Origin of the sequence: Nocardia sp. PE-7 (genome assembly GCF_030486425.1) — a bacterium.
Classification (GTDB): domain Bacteria; phylum Actinomycetota; class Actinomycetes; order Mycobacteriales; family Mycobacteriaceae; genus Nocardia; species Nocardia salmonicida_A.
Genome location: NZ_CP129614.1, coordinates 6,707,693 through 6,723,253 on the forward strand (window position 1 = coordinate 6,707,693; position 15,561 = coordinate 6,723,253).

The 15,561-nt window shown below is 67.7% G+C and carries 14 protein-coding genes; 6 read left to right on the forward strand and 8 right to left on the reverse strand.

All coding sequences use genetic code 11. The annotated features are described in order from the left end of the window. The first annotated feature begins 13 nt into the window (after positions 1-13). Positions 14-748, forward strand: coding sequence for a glycoside hydrolase family 25 protein (locus tag QX204_RS31420; protein WP_301904080.1), 735 nt, complete (start codon positions 14-16; stop codon positions 746-748). 60 nt (positions 749-808) lie between these two features. Here QX204_RS31420 and QX204_RS31425 read toward each other — a convergent pair whose 3' ends face one another. Continuing rightward, a complete protein-coding gene (locus QX204_RS31425) occupies positions 809-2,866 on the reverse strand; it encodes a PhoX family protein (protein WP_301904081.1) in 2,058 nt (685 codons plus the stop codon). Positions 2,867-3,077: 211 nt separating this feature from the next. Here QX204_RS31425 and QX204_RS31430 point away from each other — a divergent pair, with 211 nt between their 5' ends. Next, positions 3,078-3,533 (forward strand): hypothetical protein, encoded by a 456-nt coding sequence (locus QX204_RS31430; protein ID WP_301904082.1) that lies wholly within the window; start codon positions 3,078-3,080, stop codon positions 3,531-3,533. A 25-nt stretch (positions 3,534-3,558) separates the two neighbouring features. On the opposite strand, the gene QX204_RS31435 is transcribed toward QX204_RS31430, so the two are convergent. The 3 genes from QX204_RS31435 to QX204_RS31445 form a co-directional block, all read right to left on the reverse strand. Next, complete coding sequence (locus tag QX204_RS31435; protein ID WP_301904083.1) at positions 3,559-4,500, reverse strand: DnaJ C-terminal domain-containing protein; 942 nt, start codon at positions 4,498-4,500, stop codon at positions 3,559-3,561. 259 nt (positions 4,501-4,759) lie between these two features. After that, on the reverse strand, positions 4,760-5,560 hold the full coding sequence (locus QX204_RS31440) for a hypothetical protein (protein ID WP_301904084.1): 801 nt from the start codon (positions 5,558-5,560) through the stop codon (positions 4,760-4,762). Positions 5,561-5,598: 38 nt separating this feature from the next. Further along, positions 5,599-6,114, reverse strand: coding sequence for a lipoprotein LpqH (locus QX204_RS31445; RefSeq protein ID WP_301904085.1), 516 nt, complete (start codon positions 6,112-6,114; stop codon positions 5,599-5,601). Between the two features lie 158 nt (positions 6,115-6,272). On the opposite strand from QX204_RS31445, the gene QX204_RS31450 reads away from it, so the two are divergent. The 4 genes from QX204_RS31450 to QX204_RS31465 are packed head-to-tail and all read left to right on the forward strand — an operon-like array spanning position 6,273 to position 11,390. Further along, positions 6,273-7,589: a hypothetical protein gene (locus QX204_RS31450; RefSeq protein WP_301908173.1), complete on the forward strand. Its 1,317-nt coding sequence runs from the start codon at positions 6,273-6,275 to the stop codon at positions 7,587-7,589. Continuing rightward, complete coding sequence (locus QX204_RS31455) at positions 7,589-8,614, forward strand: hypothetical protein (RefSeq protein ID WP_301904086.1); 1,026 nt, start codon at positions 7,589-7,591, stop codon at positions 8,612-8,614. The genes QX204_RS31450 and QX204_RS31455 overlap by 1 nt, the downstream gene beginning before the upstream one ends. After that, entirely contained in the window at positions 8,614-10,128 is a 1,515-nt protein-coding gene (locus QX204_RS31460; protein WP_301904087.1) for a tetratricopeptide repeat protein, read from the forward strand. The genes QX204_RS31455 and QX204_RS31460 overlap by 1 nt, the downstream gene beginning before the upstream one ends. 44 nt (positions 10,129-10,172) lie before the next feature. Beyond that, positions 10,173-11,390, forward strand: coding sequence for a CHAT domain-containing protein (locus QX204_RS31465; RefSeq protein ID WP_301908174.1), 1,218 nt, complete (start codon positions 10,173-10,175; stop codon positions 11,388-11,390). Between the two features lie 4 nt (positions 11,391-11,394). On the opposite strand, the gene QX204_RS31470 is transcribed toward QX204_RS31465, so the two are convergent. The 4 genes from QX204_RS31470 to QX204_RS31485 form a co-directional block, all read right to left on the reverse strand. Then, entirely contained in the window at positions 11,395-12,462 is a 1,068-nt protein-coding gene (locus tag QX204_RS31470; RefSeq protein ID WP_301904088.1) for an alpha/beta hydrolase, read from the reverse strand. A gap of 141 nt (positions 12,463-12,603) precedes the next feature. Further along, positions 12,604-12,900, reverse strand: coding sequence for a hypothetical protein (locus QX204_RS31475; protein ID WP_301904089.1), 297 nt, complete (start codon positions 12,898-12,900; stop codon positions 12,604-12,606). A 111-nt stretch (positions 12,901-13,011) separates the two neighbouring features. Continuing rightward, positions 13,012-13,737: an amino acid ABC transporter ATP-binding protein gene (locus QX204_RS31480; RefSeq protein ID WP_301904090.1), complete on the reverse strand. Its 726-nt coding sequence runs from the start codon at positions 13,735-13,737 to the stop codon at positions 13,012-13,014. Continuing rightward, positions 13,734-15,515, reverse strand: coding sequence for an ABC transporter substrate-binding protein/permease (locus tag QX204_RS31485; protein WP_301904091.1), 1,782 nt, complete (start codon positions 15,513-15,515; stop codon positions 13,734-13,736). Before QX204_RS31485 ends, QX204_RS31480 begins: the two co-directional genes overlap by 4 nt. Positions 15,516-15,561: the final 46 nt, after the last annotated feature.

Here is a 15,561-nt window from a genome sequence, read left to right on the forward strand (position 1 = left end):
ACGGTCGACGGCCATGGACACCAAGCGCTGGAGTTCGACGGTTCGTGGTTGTGTCGCCCTCGCCGCCCTGGTCTGCGCGCTACCCGCTACCGCGCAGGCGGAGCCCAGCGGGCCGGATGTGTCGTCCTGGCAGCATGTGGACGGCCGGATGATCGACTGGCACGCGGTGCGCGCGGCCGGACATCAGTTCGCGATGGTGAAGGCCACCGAGGGTCTGCACTACATCAACCCGTACTTCGTGCAGGACAGCATTCTGATGCGCACCGCCGGGGTAGCGCGCGGGACGTACCACTTCGCGCGGCCGGAACTGCCGCCCGAACCGCAGGCCGCGATGTACGCGGCGACGGTCCTCGGCCAGAACGGCCCACTCGACCTCCCGCCGGTCCTCGACCTGGAAACCTCCGGCGGCCTGGCTCCCGCCGCCCTCATCGACTGGACCCACCGCTACCTCAACACCGTGCGGACCCTCACCGGCCGCACCCCGATCATCTACACGTACCCCCACTTCTGGAAGACCGCGATGGCCGACACCAGCGCCTTCACCAGCTATCCGCTCTGGATCGCCGACTACAGCGGCAACGACCACCCCGAAGTCCCCGGCAACTGGCCGACCTGGACGTTCTGGCAGACCACCGATCGCGGCTCGGTCCCCGGCATCCATGGCGGCACCGACGTCAACCGTTTCAACGCCGCGGATCGCGATTTCGCCCGCTTCGCCAACATGTCCGGTTTGTTCGGCAGCAGCTGACATGACGAAACCGCTACTCGCCCAGCCGAGTAGCGGTTTCATCAGCGGATCGGAGGTCGGCTACACACCGATTCGTCCGCCGTTCTTCTTCCAGACGACCGCCACGGCGGGACGGGGCTGCGAGGTGCCGCCGTCGGGCCAGTGGGACTGCGGGTTGTCGGGGGTGGCGTCATCGGCCTCGCCAGGGTGCTGGACCGAGACGATGACGTGGGATTCGGTGACGATCGGGCCGCAGGTCTCCGCGCCCTTGGGGACGGTGAGGAACTGCTTGGTCTCGCCGCGGTTGGGGCCGTCGAGGATCACCGAGAACAGGCCGTCGTTGGTCTTGAGGGCGTTGCCGTCGGTGGAGATCCAGAGGTTGCCGTACGGGTCGAAGGCCAGGTTGTCCGGGCAGGAGATCGGACTGACCTTGGTCTTGTCGAAACCGGCGAAATAGGTGTCGGCGGCGGCGGGGTCACCGCAGACCAGCAGCAGCGACCAGGTGAAGTCGGTGCCGGTGTGGTTGTCGGTGAGCTCGAGGACCTGGCCGTTCTTGTTCAGCTTGCGCGGGTTGGCCTCGTCGACGCCCGGCTTGTCGTCCTTGGCGCGGTTGTCGTTGTTGGTCAGTGCCACGTAGACCTTGCCGGTGAACGGGTTGGCCTCGAAGTCCTCGGGGCGGTCCATCTTGGTGGCGCCCACCTTGTCGCCGGCCAGACGGGTGAACACCGCCACCTCGGCGGCGGTCATGCCGTCGACCAGGGACTTGCCCTTGCCGTCGTCGCCGGTCTCCAGGATCGGGATCCACTGGCCCTTGCCGGTGAAGCCACCGGTGGGGACCTTGCCGGAGCCGTCGATCTCGGCGGCGTGGTCGCCGGTGAGCTTGGCGACGTAGAGGGTGCCCGCGTCGAGGATGGTCAGGTTGTGCCGCATCGCGGAAGCGCCGGTGCCGGACTGGATCTTGCGCGAGGACACGAACTTGTACATGTAGTCGAACTTCTCGTCGTCGCCGGTGTAGGAGACGACGTCACCGGAATCGGTGACGTAGATCGACGCGCCCTCGTGCTTGAGGCGACCCATCGCGGAGTGCTTGATCGGCGTGGACGAGGCATCCCACGGGTTGACCTCGACGACGTAACCGAAACGATTGGCCTCGTTGGGTTCTTTGCTCAGATCGAAGCGCTTGTCGGTACGCTCCCACTGGTTCGGGGTGCCGCCCTTGGCGAAGCCGTAGCGCTTGACCCGACCCTGCGGGTCGGAGGCCAGGTCGCCGTTGGCGAAGTAGCCGTTGAAGTTCTCCTCACCGGAAAGCACGGTGCCCCAAGGGGTTACACCGCCCGCGCAGTTGGCGAAGGTGCCGAGGACCTTGGTGCCGGAGGGGTCCGCGCTGGTGACGGTGAACGCGCTGCCCGCGGCAGGCCCGGTGAGCAGGAACTCGGTGTCGGCGGTGATGCGGCGGTTGTACTTGCCGAAGGCGGGGGTGAGCTTGCCGGAGCCCGCTTCGCCCTTGACCTCGACCACGGCCATGCCGTGCGCGGCCTTGGTGATCGCGATCTGCTCGTCGGTCGGCTTGGCTTTGTCGTAGCCGCGGAACATCATCGGGCCGGTCGTGTATTCGTGGTTGACCACGAGCAGGTAGCTGTTGGCCTGGCCCTCGATCGGCAGCAGCGCGGCGAAGTCGTTGTTGTAGCCGAACTGCTTCAGCTGCGCGGCGACGGTCTGCTTGTCGAAGTCGAACGCGGGAGCGTCGGCGAAGATCGGGTCACCCCAGCGGATCACGACCTGCTGGTCGTAGCCTTCCGGAATGGTCAGCGCGTCTTCCTTGTTCGGCGCCACGGCCGTGAAAGCGGTTCCGGTGCCGGGTGTTCCGGCCGGCGTCGGGGCCGGGGTCTTCGCGACCTCGGAGTCGTCACCGCAGGCGGCCAGCGCGCTCGCCGCGCCGACGGCCAGCACCGCGGCCGCGCCGCCCTTGATCAGGCCACGGCGATTGAGGCCGCTGACGATGTCACCGAAGTAGGCACCCGCTGAGGTGTTCGGGGGCTCGTGGAAGCAGGCGTTGCCGCACTTGTATTCACAGGTCAGGGCGGCGCGTGCCGACTGACCGTCGTGCTTGACGAACAGGGCGAGCGGTTTCGGACTCACGGTGACTCCTGAGTAGAACGGACTCCGGGCACCGTAAGCCGCTCAGGCGAGCCATCGGGAACGCGAAGATGAACACACGACCAAAACTCGGCGCGTCGGTCGCGGGCTATCGCTACCGCTGTATTCAGCCGATGCGCACGCCGTGCTCATGCGAGGATGCGCGGACCAAGTCCGATCCACGGTGGGGAATTCGATGTCCTTCGTTCGCAATGTGAAGAAAGTATTCCTGTACCGGGCCGGCTACCAGCCCTCGATACGACTCGCGCATCGAGACCCCGCGAGGTCGGCGTACAACGTCGATGTCTATGCGCTGACTGCCATCACCGTGCCGAGGCCGCCCTCGGGAACGATCCGAGCACACGTGCCGTGTTCGCTGTGTCGGCAAGCGGTGCCGATGGACATCACCGACGCCCCTGGCACGCAGCGCCGCGTGCTGGTGTGGCGAATCCTGGCGGCGATCATCGGCGTGCTCTTCGTGGCATTCTCCGCGTACATGGTGTTCGGAACCTTTACCGCTCCCAAAGCGGAACGGCCACCGGAGATCCTGTGGTTGATCGGCTACATGCCGCTGCTCATCGCACTGCTGTTCGTGACCTCGAGATTCGAAACCGCCGACGGCGTGGTGCTCCTCGAACGGGAGAACCACGAGCTGCGCAATTCCGACTGACGCGCGCGCCACCGGCGCGATCCCCTCAGACGATATGGATGTAGAGGTCGCCGCGCCTTTGGTCGCCCGGACGCGGCATCCCGTAACCGAAAATCGTGATCACGTTGCCCGGCTGGGTGTTCGACGCGATCTGAACGGTGGTAGTGCCGTCGATGAGGGTCTGGATGGTCAACGGGCCGCCGGTAGCCGCGTGCTGGGACGAGATACGAGCGGCGGTGTGCAGGTCGGCGCCGTCGCGGCGGAACGCGGGGTCCGGCCGCACCACGATTTCCAGGTACAGATCACCGTTCTCGCCGCCACCGGAGCCTGCTTCGGCCTGTCCGGGCAGCCGCAGTCGCTGGTCGGCCGCGATTCCCGGAGGGATACGGGCTTGGATCGTGCGCCGTGCGCCTACTCGTCCGCTCGCGCCGCAGTGCACGCAGGGACCCGCGGCTGTGAAGCCGCCGCCCAGGCAGGAGACGCAGGCGATCACGGTATCGACGGTGACCGGCTTGACCGCACCGGCCGCGCATTCGGCCAGGGTGAGCTCGACCCGGACCAGCGCGTCCTGCCCGCGTGCACCGCGAGGCGGCGTGAAACCGGGCGGTGACGGCGGGGCGCTCGACGGGTTCCAGGGTGGCGGATTCCCGGCCGGATTCGTGGCGCTTGTCCCCGCCCGCTGTCCCGGTCGTAGCCGGTACCCGCCGACACCGATCATCGTCGCGCCGACGACAGCGGCGCCGACCCCGAGGACGTTGTAGAAGCTGTTGGAGTTGGCGATCTGTTCGCGCCGCATCGCCTCATAGGTCTTACCCGCACCGAGCCGGGCATCGGCCTTGCTGGCGGAGCAACGCTGGCTGGATTTCATCACCCGCTCGCCACACATCACCTCATCGATGTCGTCGACCTCGTGAATCAGCGCGAAGACACCTATGCCGAGCAGGAACACCCCGGCGATGAGCGTGAGAACTGATCGGGATCGTTCCATTCGCCGTAGCCTCCGCCGTACCGCACGCGTCGCGGCATGGGCGCCGGGCAACGTCGAGCAAACGAATGCTCGCACACTATGGGCCGATTCACTCGCCGGTTGCGGGCACTGCCACCGCGCGAACCGACCCGCCGCGAGTCGGCAGCGACCGCCTGTGACCGGTCGCGAACGATTTCACGGGGAGGGAACGCGATTCGACGCGCGCTGTGACCGATCACCGGGATCGGTCACAGCGCGCGCCGCGGGTATGGAGTTGTCATCAGGCGTTGATCGGGAGCGAGATCACCACCTCCTGCTCGTTGCCGGGCAGGTAGTGCACCTGCACGATCCGGCCGACCTGCACGTGCCCGACCGCGGTGGGCGGCAGGTACTTCTCGGCGCGGGTCTCGAAGGTGGTGCCGTCGGGGCGGGTGACCACCAGGCCTAGCGCGATCTCGGTGTAGCCGCCGCGGATCCGGCCGGGCACGTCGAGGCTGCGAACCACCGCCTGGGCGGCGATGCCGCGCTCGGCGATGTCGAGCTTGCCGCGGGTGGTGATGCCCTTGCGGATGAGGGATTCGTTCATGGCGCGCTGGGCGGCGCCGTTGTCGCCGGAGCGGTCGACCTCGACCTTGTCGGTGCGGCCCGGCAGGTACCGGACCGGCAGCACGACGCCCGGTTGCAGCAGGGCGAGTTCGGTGAGCGGGACGATCATCTTGGCGTGCGAATCGAAGACCTTGCCGTCGGCGCCTTCGACTCGAAAGGCGATCTTGACCTGTGGTTGGTCGTTCACCGAGACGCCGGTCTGGCGGAACGAGGTGATGGTGCCGATGCCGACCGCGGCGTCGCGGAACTCGCTGCTGTTGCGGCCGGTGAAGGCTTCGAGGATGCCGTCGCCGGTGAAGGCGAAGACGATCGGGACGATGGTGAGCGCGATGATCGGCAGGGCCATCTGGGGACCGACCCAGCCGAGCATCGCACCGGTGTATTCGTCGGGGGTGTAGGTGAGACCGTAGAAGAGGTAGTAGCCGATGGCCAGGATTCCGAAGGCGACCGCGGCCGCACGCAGCTTGGATTTCATGATTTCTCCTCGAATGGATGCGACCGGGTCGCGAAAGATCAGGCGCCGACGATGGTGGAGCAGGCGAAGGTGATGTCGAACTTGACCGTCGACGGGCCCGCCAGCGGGTTGGTCATGTCGGCGCTGATGCCCTCGCCGGTGATGCGGTAGGTGTTGCCGTCCTTGGCCAGAGTCGCGGAACCGCCGGGCTGGCCGTTGCCGTAGCCCACGGCGTAGGGCAGGCCGTTGGCGCCGCCCTGGCTACCGCCGATGGCGACCGCCTGGACCTTCTCGCCTTCGACCGACGCGCTGACCGAGAGGCTGCCGTAGGTGGCGTTGGCCGTGTCGGTGAGCGCCAGGGCCAGGGTGCCCGCCTGCTTGGCACAGGTGGTGTCGAACTTCGCGGTGAACTCCTTGCCGTCGACAGTGGCGGCGGACTTGCCCGCGGCCGGGGCCGGAGCTGCCGATCCGGAGGTGCTCGGGGCGGCGGTACCGGCATCGTCGCTGCAACCGGTGACGAACAGCGCGGTGGCGGCGGCGGAAGCGGCGAGGGCGGCGATCAGCTTGGTGTTCATGGTGTTTTCCGTTTCTCTCGGTGTGAGCGGGTTGGTAACCCGTTGAGAGAAAGGTAGAAATCTTTCGCCGCCTACCGATCCCAACTTTCGCGCCGCGCATCCGCCGCGCCGGTCGCCGAAATTACCTATAACCTGGTCGGATGCGGAGACCGCGCGCCATGGTGCTCGATGAGGTGTGGCGGGAGATCGATGGTGTCGACGCGCTGAGTGGGGCCGATGGCGGACCGCTGCGCCGGACGGTGAAGTTGATTCTTGATCCGCTGGTGCTTCGGCCGATGCAGCATCCGGCGTTGGCGTCGAGCGTGCTCGACGAGGACGGGATCGCGCTGCTCACGGCCCTGGTGCACGCGCAGTCCGATGCGCTTCGGGCCTGCGCGGCGTGGTTCGTCGTGCTGAAGCAGGTGCGGCGTCGGCTGCGGATCACCGAGGGCAACGCCCAGGATCTCTACTTCCAGCGCTGTTTCGAGCTGGCGACCGTAGCCGGTGCGCCGGAGGGCGACAGCGGGCACGCGCGGGCCGCGGCGACGCTGCGGGAAGTCCACGACAGCACCGGCGGACGCACCACCGCAGCGCTCAAACGCCATGTCACCGAGCCTCGTCGAAACGCCGAGCTGGCAGAACTGCTGAGTATCGCCTGGGCGCGACGCCCGCTCGCCCCCTACTCGGCCCGTGACCTGGCAGCCGAACTGACCGAGCTGCTCGAAGCCTGCACGCTCGCCCACTCCGGCGATCCGGCCGACGCCGGTCCCCTGTTCGACGACCTCCTCGACAACCGCGCGGGCACCCACCGCGGAATCGCCCTGTGGCTCGAGCATCCCGAGGCCGGTGCCGACGACCTGGGACTCACCACGTCTTCCAGCCCACGACGACCCGAGCTCGGCGAATCCGCGTCGACCGCGAGTCTCGGTCTGCCCTTCGACCGGACCGTCTACGAGCGGGTCTTCACGGTGTTGCAGGGCAGCATCGATCGGACCGATCTGCCCGAGATTCCGGAACTGGTGACGCGGGAGATCTCGCGCAGCTGTTCCCCGTGGGGATTGCTCGAGGAATCCCTGCGGGTCGCCGCGGCGGCGGGTTCCGAACTGGCGCTGGGTCTTTCACCGATCGGGACGGCCGCCGAAGACTTTCACCGGCGAGTGCCGTCGTCGCGGGCGCACGAGGTGGTCAACGGTCGTTGGCGCCGTGAAGGGTATGTGCTGCAGGCGCGTCGGTACGCGGTGCATGTGGTCGACGGACAGACGGGGCCGCTCGCGGCGGTGGCCGCCGAGTTGCGGACGCCGTGGCGGCCGTATTCGCGCAGGTTGTGGGTGCGGTTGCACGGCCGGGATGTGCGCGAGATGCCGGTGTTCGATCCCGGCGAGCTGTGGGATCTGCTCGACGGTGTCGCCCGGTCGGTGATCCTGGACCACCGCACCCGGGTCAAACAGGCGCTGACCGCCGATACCGTGGCCGACAGGGAAGCGAGGGCCAGCTGATGACCGTCGTCCATCTTCGCCATGCCGAGCCCGGTCTGCTCGTGATCGCCGCGGACGGGGCGCCGCTGGTCACCGATGCCGCGCCGGGGCTCGATGTGCTGGTCCTCGAAGTGCTCGGGGGACACCTGAGTTGGCGTGTGTTCGACAGCGACGTGGTACCCGCCGCCGTACTCGATGATGTCGAGGCGGCGCAGGAATGGGTGTGGGCGGTCTACGGCGAGGAAGTCGCCTTGGCGGTCGCGGACAACCGTCCCCGCTCGGTGACAGCCGCGCCCGCTCGGAGGGAGTCGACGGCGGCCCTGCGGCGACTCGCCTATGCGCACTGGGCGAGTCGGTGGTGGCCCGCGTCGACAGTCGACGGGATCCCCGCCTTGGATCATCGGCTGCTGCTCGAGGAGATCGAGTTGCTCACCGCGACATGCGAGATGGTGATCGATGAAGATGTCGGCGAGGTGGCCCACGAACTCGGCGCGGCGCGGCCCTCCGACGACGGCGCGGCGTCGATCACCGGCCGTGCAGAGGATTACGCCCTGGCGGCCGGTGGCGCCGATTCGCCCGAAGGGCTGATCGTCGCGCGCGGCAGCGGCGGATGGGATTGGCGGCTGTGCCCGCCCGGCATCCTGGACGCGGGTGAGCAGGCTGTGTCGTGGCAGGTGTCGCGGGCGGCCGGGGTATCGACGGTGCGGGTCAGCGTGGTCGCCGCGCCGGACTGCAGACAACTCGTTCCCGATCATCTTCGGCCGTACGCACGGGTGCGAGCGGAGCTGCCCTCGGTCGACGTGGAGGTGCCCCTGCATCTGCGGGGCGATGCCTGGACGGGCTCGGCCACGCTCCCCGGCACACCTGAGAAATCGCCGGAGATCACCGTTTTCGTGCCCGGTGTCGGTCCGGTCGACCAGCCGGAAGACGAGTCGGCAGTTCGGGATCGGATTCGCCGATTCGTCCGGGCCCGGCTCACCGAACCCACCGGCGACCAACGCCTGGCCGCCGAAACAGCGGCCGCCGAGACGGACGAGGACTTCTGATGGCAGCCACGGGTAGAACCTCGGATCGCGACGACGCGCAGCTCACCGCGGGGTATGCGGCCTATCAGCGAGGCGATGTGCTCGCGGCACTGGAGATGTTCGAGAAGGCGGCCGACGGTGCGCCGCCGCGGTTACGGAGCGCGGCCCTGATCAATGCCGCGAGTATGGCCGATGAGCTCGGCGATCACCGGCGGTCGGTGGTGCTGTTCCGGACCGCGCTCGCCGAAATGCCCGACGACGCCGCGCATCAGCGACCCGCCGCGTTGGTGAACCTGTCGCAGGCTTTCCAGCATCTGGGCGAGTTCGATGCCGCGCAGGATGTGCTCGAGGAAGCGCGGACGCTGCTCGCCGACAGCACCGATCAGGGACTGTTGCGGGTGGCGTGTCTGCTGTCGCTGACAGCGGTGGCGTTGCACCGGCAGCAGTGGGCGCGCGCGGGTGAGTTGGCCACCGAATCCCTCGGGGTGACAGAACGTTTCGCTCCCGAAATGGCCGGGCACCCGTTGATGAACCTGGCCGCCTGCTCGTTCGAAACCGGGCGATGGGAACTCGCCGTCGACTTCGCCCGGCAGGGAGTGGCCGCTTTCGAGGCGGCGGGCGAGGACGCCTCGGTCGCCGAGTCACAGCAGAATCTGGCCACCATGCTGGTGCGTGCGGGGCAGTTCGATGAGGCCGAGGAGCCGTTGCGGGCCAGCCAGCAGTTCTTCGAGGCAGGCGGGTTGGGACATCGGTCCGGGATCGGGGCCAAGACGATGGGCTTTCTCGCCGAACGTCGGAATGACTTCGCCACGGCACGTGCGCATTACGAGCGCGCGTTGGAGCGGTTCGACGCCACCGGCGCGGTGGTGGACGCGGCGGATGTTCGACTGCGACTCGCCACCGTCGCCTGCGCGGAAGGCGATCTCACGCTCGCCGAAGAACTGCTCGACGCGTCGTTCTCGGTCTACGCCGCCCACGGGCTCGGGATGCATTGCGCTCAACTCGACTATTGGCACGCCGAACTCCTCCACGCCTCGATCGAGCAAGCGCCACAACCGGATCCGACGCTGTTGGGGCGCGCCGTGTCCCTGGCGGTCCCCGCTGCCCTCGCCATCGACGCCGTCCGGCACACTCTGCCCAACGGCAACCAGCGTGAGCACTGGCACCGCACCGTCGCCGAACCGGCCATGCGCCTGGCCTTCCGCTGCGCCGCCCTCTCCGGCAACGGCCAACTGGTCAGCGATTTGATCGACACCCAGTGCGCGGGAACGACTCTCGACCTGAACTCCTACCACGACGCCGAGACGCCCTCTCTCGATTTCGAGCTGCTCGAGCCGGTGGACGCCGAGCAGATAACTACTCCCGCACTGCAACTCGGCGCCGCGCTCGCCGACGTGGCGGCAGCGGCGGGGATCCCCGTCGCGCTTCCCCCTCGACTCACCGACGGCGATCGAATAGTGCTGGCGGACTTCATCACCTACGCCGAAGACCGCTACGGTCGTTCGGTTCGCGACCAGCGGGTCCTCGCGCTGTGAACGCGCTACCGCCGTCCCCGGACTCACCGACCGCGCTCATCAGGATGGCCGACGCGGGCGATGTCTACGTCTCGTGGCGATGGGTCGACGACGCGCTCGCGCGCGGAGTCGCCACACTGCCCCGTGACCAGGTGCGCGAGGCGCTGCGACTACTCACCGAGGCGGTACCCGATCCCACTCGGCCCGAGGATCTGCGGCGCGTGATGACCGAAGGCGCGCTGGTCGATCCCGCCGCGGAAAGCGCTCTGGCGCAGGCATTGTCGCGCACCCTGCTGCCCTACGGACTGGCTGTGCAGCTCTACGAACTCTCGCAGCGCGGAGTTCGGCCGCATCTGCGGATTCAGCCTTCACCACGGCTGGCACAGGTTCCGTGGGAGCTCATCGCTCCCGATCCCGCGCTCCGGCTGCTCGACATCGCCGACGTGAGCCTGCTGGCGCCGGTGTCGGTGGTTCACGCGCCACAACGAATCGTGCACCGCTGGAACGACACTCACGATCTACCGGTCGTCGCGGTGCTCGATCCTCGGGTGCCCGGATTCCGTGCCGACTCAGAGCTGGGATCGGTGCTCGGTCGACCGAGCCCGGAAACCCTGGTGGCCCGGCATTTCGGCCGGTACGGCAATCGCGTCGTCCCCCGAGTCGACGATCCTGTGGAGCTGTTCCGCCGCGCCGACACCGACCGTGACTGGCTCTCCGATGTTCTCCGGTCCGGTGCGAGCCGACTCGTCTACGTAGGCCATGTCACCGCCCCCGCGCCGGAATCCGGGCAGAGCGAACACGCCGAACTGCACCTCAGCTGCACCACCGAGACACGCGGCTTCGCGGCGACGAACCGCACCCACCGCCCCCTCTCGGCGAAAGACCTCCTACTCGGCACCCATTCGCTCGACTCGCACCCGATCCCCGGCCGCGACCTCTGGCCGATGCCGAGCCGGGTAGCCCTGATCGCCTGCGAAAGCGGCGGCGACCTGCGCTTCACCGAGGCCCTCGGCCTCACCACCGCGGCGCTGGCCGCGGGCGCGGAACTGGTGACGGCCACCCGCTGGCCCCTGCCCACCGACCACGCCTTCCACACCCTCACCCCCACCACCACATTCCCCCTGCAATCGGCCATCTGCGCCGTGGACACCGCTCACGATTCACCCACACCCATCCCCACCCTGCTGACCTGGCAAAGGTCGCGACTGGCCGCTTGGCGTGACGCGCCGACGCCCGAGAACTCACCCCTGCTCTGGGCCGCCTTCGCCACCGTCACCGGCTGAACGGCTATTCGGGCAGTCCCAAACCCGCTGCCAGCACCGGCCACGAACGATAGAAGGCATCGCGCCAGTAGCCCCAGGAGTGCGTGCCGCTCGGTTGACGATCGAAGGTCGCGGGAATCCCCAACTCGTCCAGCCGAGACTCGAGATTGCGGGTGCACCAGTTGACCGCCGCCTCGATGATGCCGCCGACGACGACCTGGTTGGCCAGGCCGACCGGCGTCGGATTCATCATGTACGGGTCGTCGACGCGGTCGTGCGGGCCGGGCAGACCGGAGGCATCCGAGACGAACAGCCTGGTTCCGCGCAACTTCTCGGCATTCACCACGGGATCGTTGGCGGTCCAGGCCGGGTCGTCGTCGGCGCCGTACATATTGGTGACATCGCCGCCGCCGTAGGTCTCCACGACCAGCTTGGTGAACTGCTTGCCGATCGGGTCGGCGATCTGCGCGCAGCCGCTGTAGCCGGCGACGGACCGGTAGAAGCCCGGCCTGGCCTCCGCCAATTGCAGAACGGCCGTGGCGGTCATCGAGTTGGCGGCGATGGCGTTGACGCCGTTGGTGCCCAGCGCCGCGTCGACCAGGGGCGGGAGTTCGTCGAGGAGGAAGGTGCGCCACTTGTTGCGACCCAGCGCGGGGTCGTCGCGCTGCCAGTCGGTGTAGTACGCCCAGGCGCCGCCGATCGGCATCACCACATTGACGTCCTTGGTCGCGAGGAAATCGCCGACATCGGTGTTCTGCCACCAGGTCGCGCGGTCCTCGCCGCCACCGGCGCCGTTGAGGAGGTAGAGCGCCGGGCGCGGCACGGAGGCCTCCGCAGGCCGCTGCACCTTCACCGTGATGGCTTTGTTCATCGCGGCGGAGAAGACCAGCATGCTCAGATTTCGGCCATCGACCCTGCTCGAGATGATGTTCGAGCCGTTCGCGGTGGTCGGCGTCGCGAGGAGTTTCTTGGATTCGACGATCGGATCGCGCCCGTCGGCCAGGCCGTTGCCCGCGCCGAAAGTAGCGACGCACGCGGCCAGCACACTGCTCACGACACCGAAAGCCATTGTGCGCCTGATTGTTTTGCCCATCGACCGAAAGATCCTCATCCGTGAATCGGCAGGCATGACGCAGGCCGCAGGCACAGACAGTATCCGGGGAACCGATCGATCGTCGAGCCGGAGGTAGTACGGGCTGCCGACCCCACCTGAGGTGGGGTCGGGGCCCGGCGGTCAGTGGTCGTCGTAGTGGTCCGCGTGGGCGGCGTGGCGGTGACCGTCGTGGATGTAGTCCACGTGGTCGCCGTGCGGGACGGAGACGTGCCCGCAGCCGGGGCCGTGCTCGTGGGTGTGCTCGGTGTGCTCGACGTGTGCTGTGGTCTCGCACTCGTCGAAGTGGCCCTCGTGCTCACGGTGCAGATGGCCGTCGTGGACGTAGTCGACGTGGTCCTCGTGCGGAACGGCGACGTGGCCGCAGGTGGGCCCGTGGACGTGGGTGTGCTGCGGATGTTCGGCGTGCGTGGTGGTCATCGGCTCTCTCTTCCCGGTTTCCCGGAACTCGGTCCGGTACTGATCGAATGGAGCTGAAGCACTTCCGACATTAGCAGTTGCGCATAGGTTGCTGCGACCCCTTGTGACTGGTCAGAGGACCTGATCGAGGAAACGGCGCAGGCGTGGGGTCTTGGCGTCGTCGAACAGGGCGTCGGGGGTGCCGGTCTCCACCACCACACCCTGATCCATGAACACGACGCTGTCGGAGACCTCGCGGGCGAACCCCATCTCATGGGTCACCACGATCATCGACATACCGCCCGAGGCGAGATCGGCCATCAGCGCGAGCACGCCCTTGACCAGCTCGGGATCGAGCGCGGAGGTGGCCTCGTCGAAGAACATCAGCTCCGGTTTCATGGCCAGCGCGCGGGCGATGGCGACGCGCTGCTGCTGACCGCCCGACAGCGACGCGGGCCTGGCGTCGGCCTTGTCGGCCAAACCGACGATCTCGAGCTGTTCGATCGCCAGCGCGCGGGCCTCGTCAGCGGACAGCCCGCGCAGTTTGCGTGGGCCGAGGACGATGTTGTCGGCCACCGTCTTGTGGGGGAACAGGTTGAACTGCTGGAAGACCATGCCGATGCGCTGGCGCAGTTTGTCGGGATTGTCCTTCAGCACCGATTTGCCGTCGAGGAGCACGTCACCGGAATCGGGCTCGTGTAGGCGGTTGAGTACCCGCAGCAGGGTCGACTTGCCGGAGCCGGACGGGCCGATGACGGTGGTGGCGTGGCCTGCCTCGACATGAATGTCGACGCCGCGCAGGATGTGGTTGTTGCCGAGCGTCAGGTTGAGCCCGGTCCCGGTCAACGATGCACTCACGCGCCTCGCCCTTCTGTGATGACGGCCTGCTCGATCGGATCAGCGGGGGTGGGTTTGCCGGTGCGCATGCGCTGGTCGACGTAGTTGACCAGGTGGGTGAGCGGGATGGTGAGTACCAGATACATCAGGCCCGCGGCGACCAGCGGGGACAGGTTGCCGGTCTGAGCGTTGAGGTCGCGGCCGACGGCGAACAGCTCGCGCTGGGAGGCGAGCAGGCCGAGGAAGTAGATCAGCGACGAGTCCTTGATCAGTGCGATGAACTGGTTCATCAGCGCGGGCAGCACCCGGCGTACACCCTGCGGAATCACCACCAGCGTCATCGACTGCCGGTACCCGAAGCCGATGGCGCGCGCGGCCTCGAGCTGACCCGGCTCCACCGACTGGATACCCGAGCGGAAGATCTCACCGATATAGGCCGACGAGAGCAGGGCCAGCGCCACCGCGCCGAGCCAGTACGGGTTGCCGCCGGTGATATTGCGGACCACCGGGCCGACGCCGAGGCCGATCAGCAAGATGATCACCACGGCGGGCAGGCCGCGGAAGATGTCGGTGTAGACGCGGGCGGGCCAGCGCAACCAGCGAGTGCGCGAGATGCCCATCACCGCGAGCAGCATGCCGATCACGGTGCCGAGGACACCCGAAACCAAGGCCAAGATCAGAGTATTCGGCAGACCGACCTTGATCAGGTCGGGAAAAGCCTTGCGGTACAACGACCAGTCGAAGAAGGTGTCCTTCAATTGCTGCAGGGTCGATTTCTGCGCGACCTGTTCGGTCTCCCCCGGCTGATTCTCGGCCGCGAGTGCCTTGAAGTCCGGAAGTTGGGGTGCGGGTGCGGCTTTCGAACCCGGCTTCCAGCCCGGCGGGAGTTCGCGCGGCACCCAGTCGGCGTAGAGGCGCGCGTAGGTGCCGTCGGCGATCACCGCGTCGAGGCCGGAGTTGAGCGCGTCGATGAGCGGCTGATTGTTCTTCGCCACCGCGTAGCCGACGAAGTTGTCGAGGCTGAAGGTGTTCTGTGAGATCACCATTCCGTCGCCGGGCTTGATCGCACCCTCGGCCTGGGCCGACGGCGCCACCCAGGCATCGACCTGGCCGGACTTCAGATTCGCGTAGGCGGTGTTGTAGTCGGGGAACTTCACCGGATCCAGCTTCAGCTGGTTCACCACGAATTCGTCCTGCACGGTGCCCTGCACCACCGCGATGCGCGAGCTCTGGTTCAGATCACCGAAGCCCTTCACCGCGCTGCCCTGCGGAACGACAAGGGAGAAGTAGCCGAAGTCGTAGCCGTTGGTGAAGCCGACGAGTTCGCGGCGGGCATCGGTGGTGGTGATGTTGGACGAGCCCACATCGAAGCGCTTGCCCGACACCTGGGCGAGCAGGCCGGCGAACTCGGTGCCGGAGAACTCCACGCGCAACCCGAGTTTCGCGCCGATCGCGGCGAGGAGTTCGTTGTCGAAGCCGGTGAAGTCACCCTCGCTGTTGACGCAGATGCTCGGCGGGGCGTCGGACAACGTGCCGACGCTCAGGGTCCCCGGCTCGAGCAGGCCGAGTTTCGCGGTGTCGATCGAGTCGACCGGCGCCGTTGTCGCGGTGGTGTAGCGATCGGCGCCCGCTGTCTCGCCCGCGGCCAAGTTGGTGGGCGCGGCGGCGGCAGCCGATGGCCCCGGTGGGGAACAGAGATCGCCCGCGGTGCTGGTGTCCGAGCCACCGCAACCGGTCGCCGCGACGCCGACTAGGAGCAAGAGGGCAGCGATCCGCGCCCGTGTTCGTACACCTGCCATGCCGATAGACCCTAGCCGCAACCTTGCATACCGAGGGTTACGCACG

Coding starts and splice junctions, on each gene's coding strand:
- QX204_RS31420 (WP_301904080.1), top strand. CDS start 14: ATGGACACCAAGCGCTGGAGTTCGACGGTTCGTGGTTGTGTCGCCCTC.
- QX204_RS31435 (WP_301904083.1), bottom strand. CDS start 4,500: ATGGAACGATCCCGATCAGTTCTCACGCTCATCGCCGGGGTGTTCCTG.
- QX204_RS31440 (WP_301904084.1), bottom strand. CDS start 5,560: ATGAAATCCAAGCTGCGTGCGGCCGCGGTCGCCTTCGGAATCCTGGCC.
- QX204_RS31445 (WP_301904085.1), bottom strand. CDS start 6,114: ATGAACACCAAGCTGATCGCCGCCCTCGCCGCTTCCGCCGCCGCCACC.
- QX204_RS31450 (WP_301908173.1), top strand. CDS start 6,273: ATGGTGCTCGATGAGGTGTGGCGGGAGATCGATGGTGTCGACGCGCTG.
- QX204_RS31455 (WP_301904086.1), top strand. CDS start 7,589: ATGACCGTCGTCCATCTTCGCCATGCCGAGCCCGGTCTGCTCGTGATC.
- QX204_RS31460 (WP_301904087.1), top strand. CDS start 8,614: ATGGCAGCCACGGGTAGAACCTCGGATCGCGACGACGCGCAGCTCACC.
- QX204_RS31465 (WP_301908174.1), top strand. CDS start 10,173: ATGGCCGACGCGGGCGATGTCTACGTCTCGTGGCGATGGGTCGACGAC.
- QX204_RS31470 (WP_301904088.1), bottom strand. CDS start 12,462: ATGGGCAAAACAATCAGGCGCACAATGGCTTTCGGTGTCGTGAGCAGT.
- QX204_RS31475 (WP_301904089.1), bottom strand. CDS start 12,900: ATGACCACCACGCACGCCGAACATCCGCAGCACACCCACGTCCACGGG.
- QX204_RS31485 (WP_301904091.1), bottom strand. CDS start 15,515: ATGGCAGGTGTACGAACACGGGCGCGGATCGCTGCCCTCTTGCTCCTA.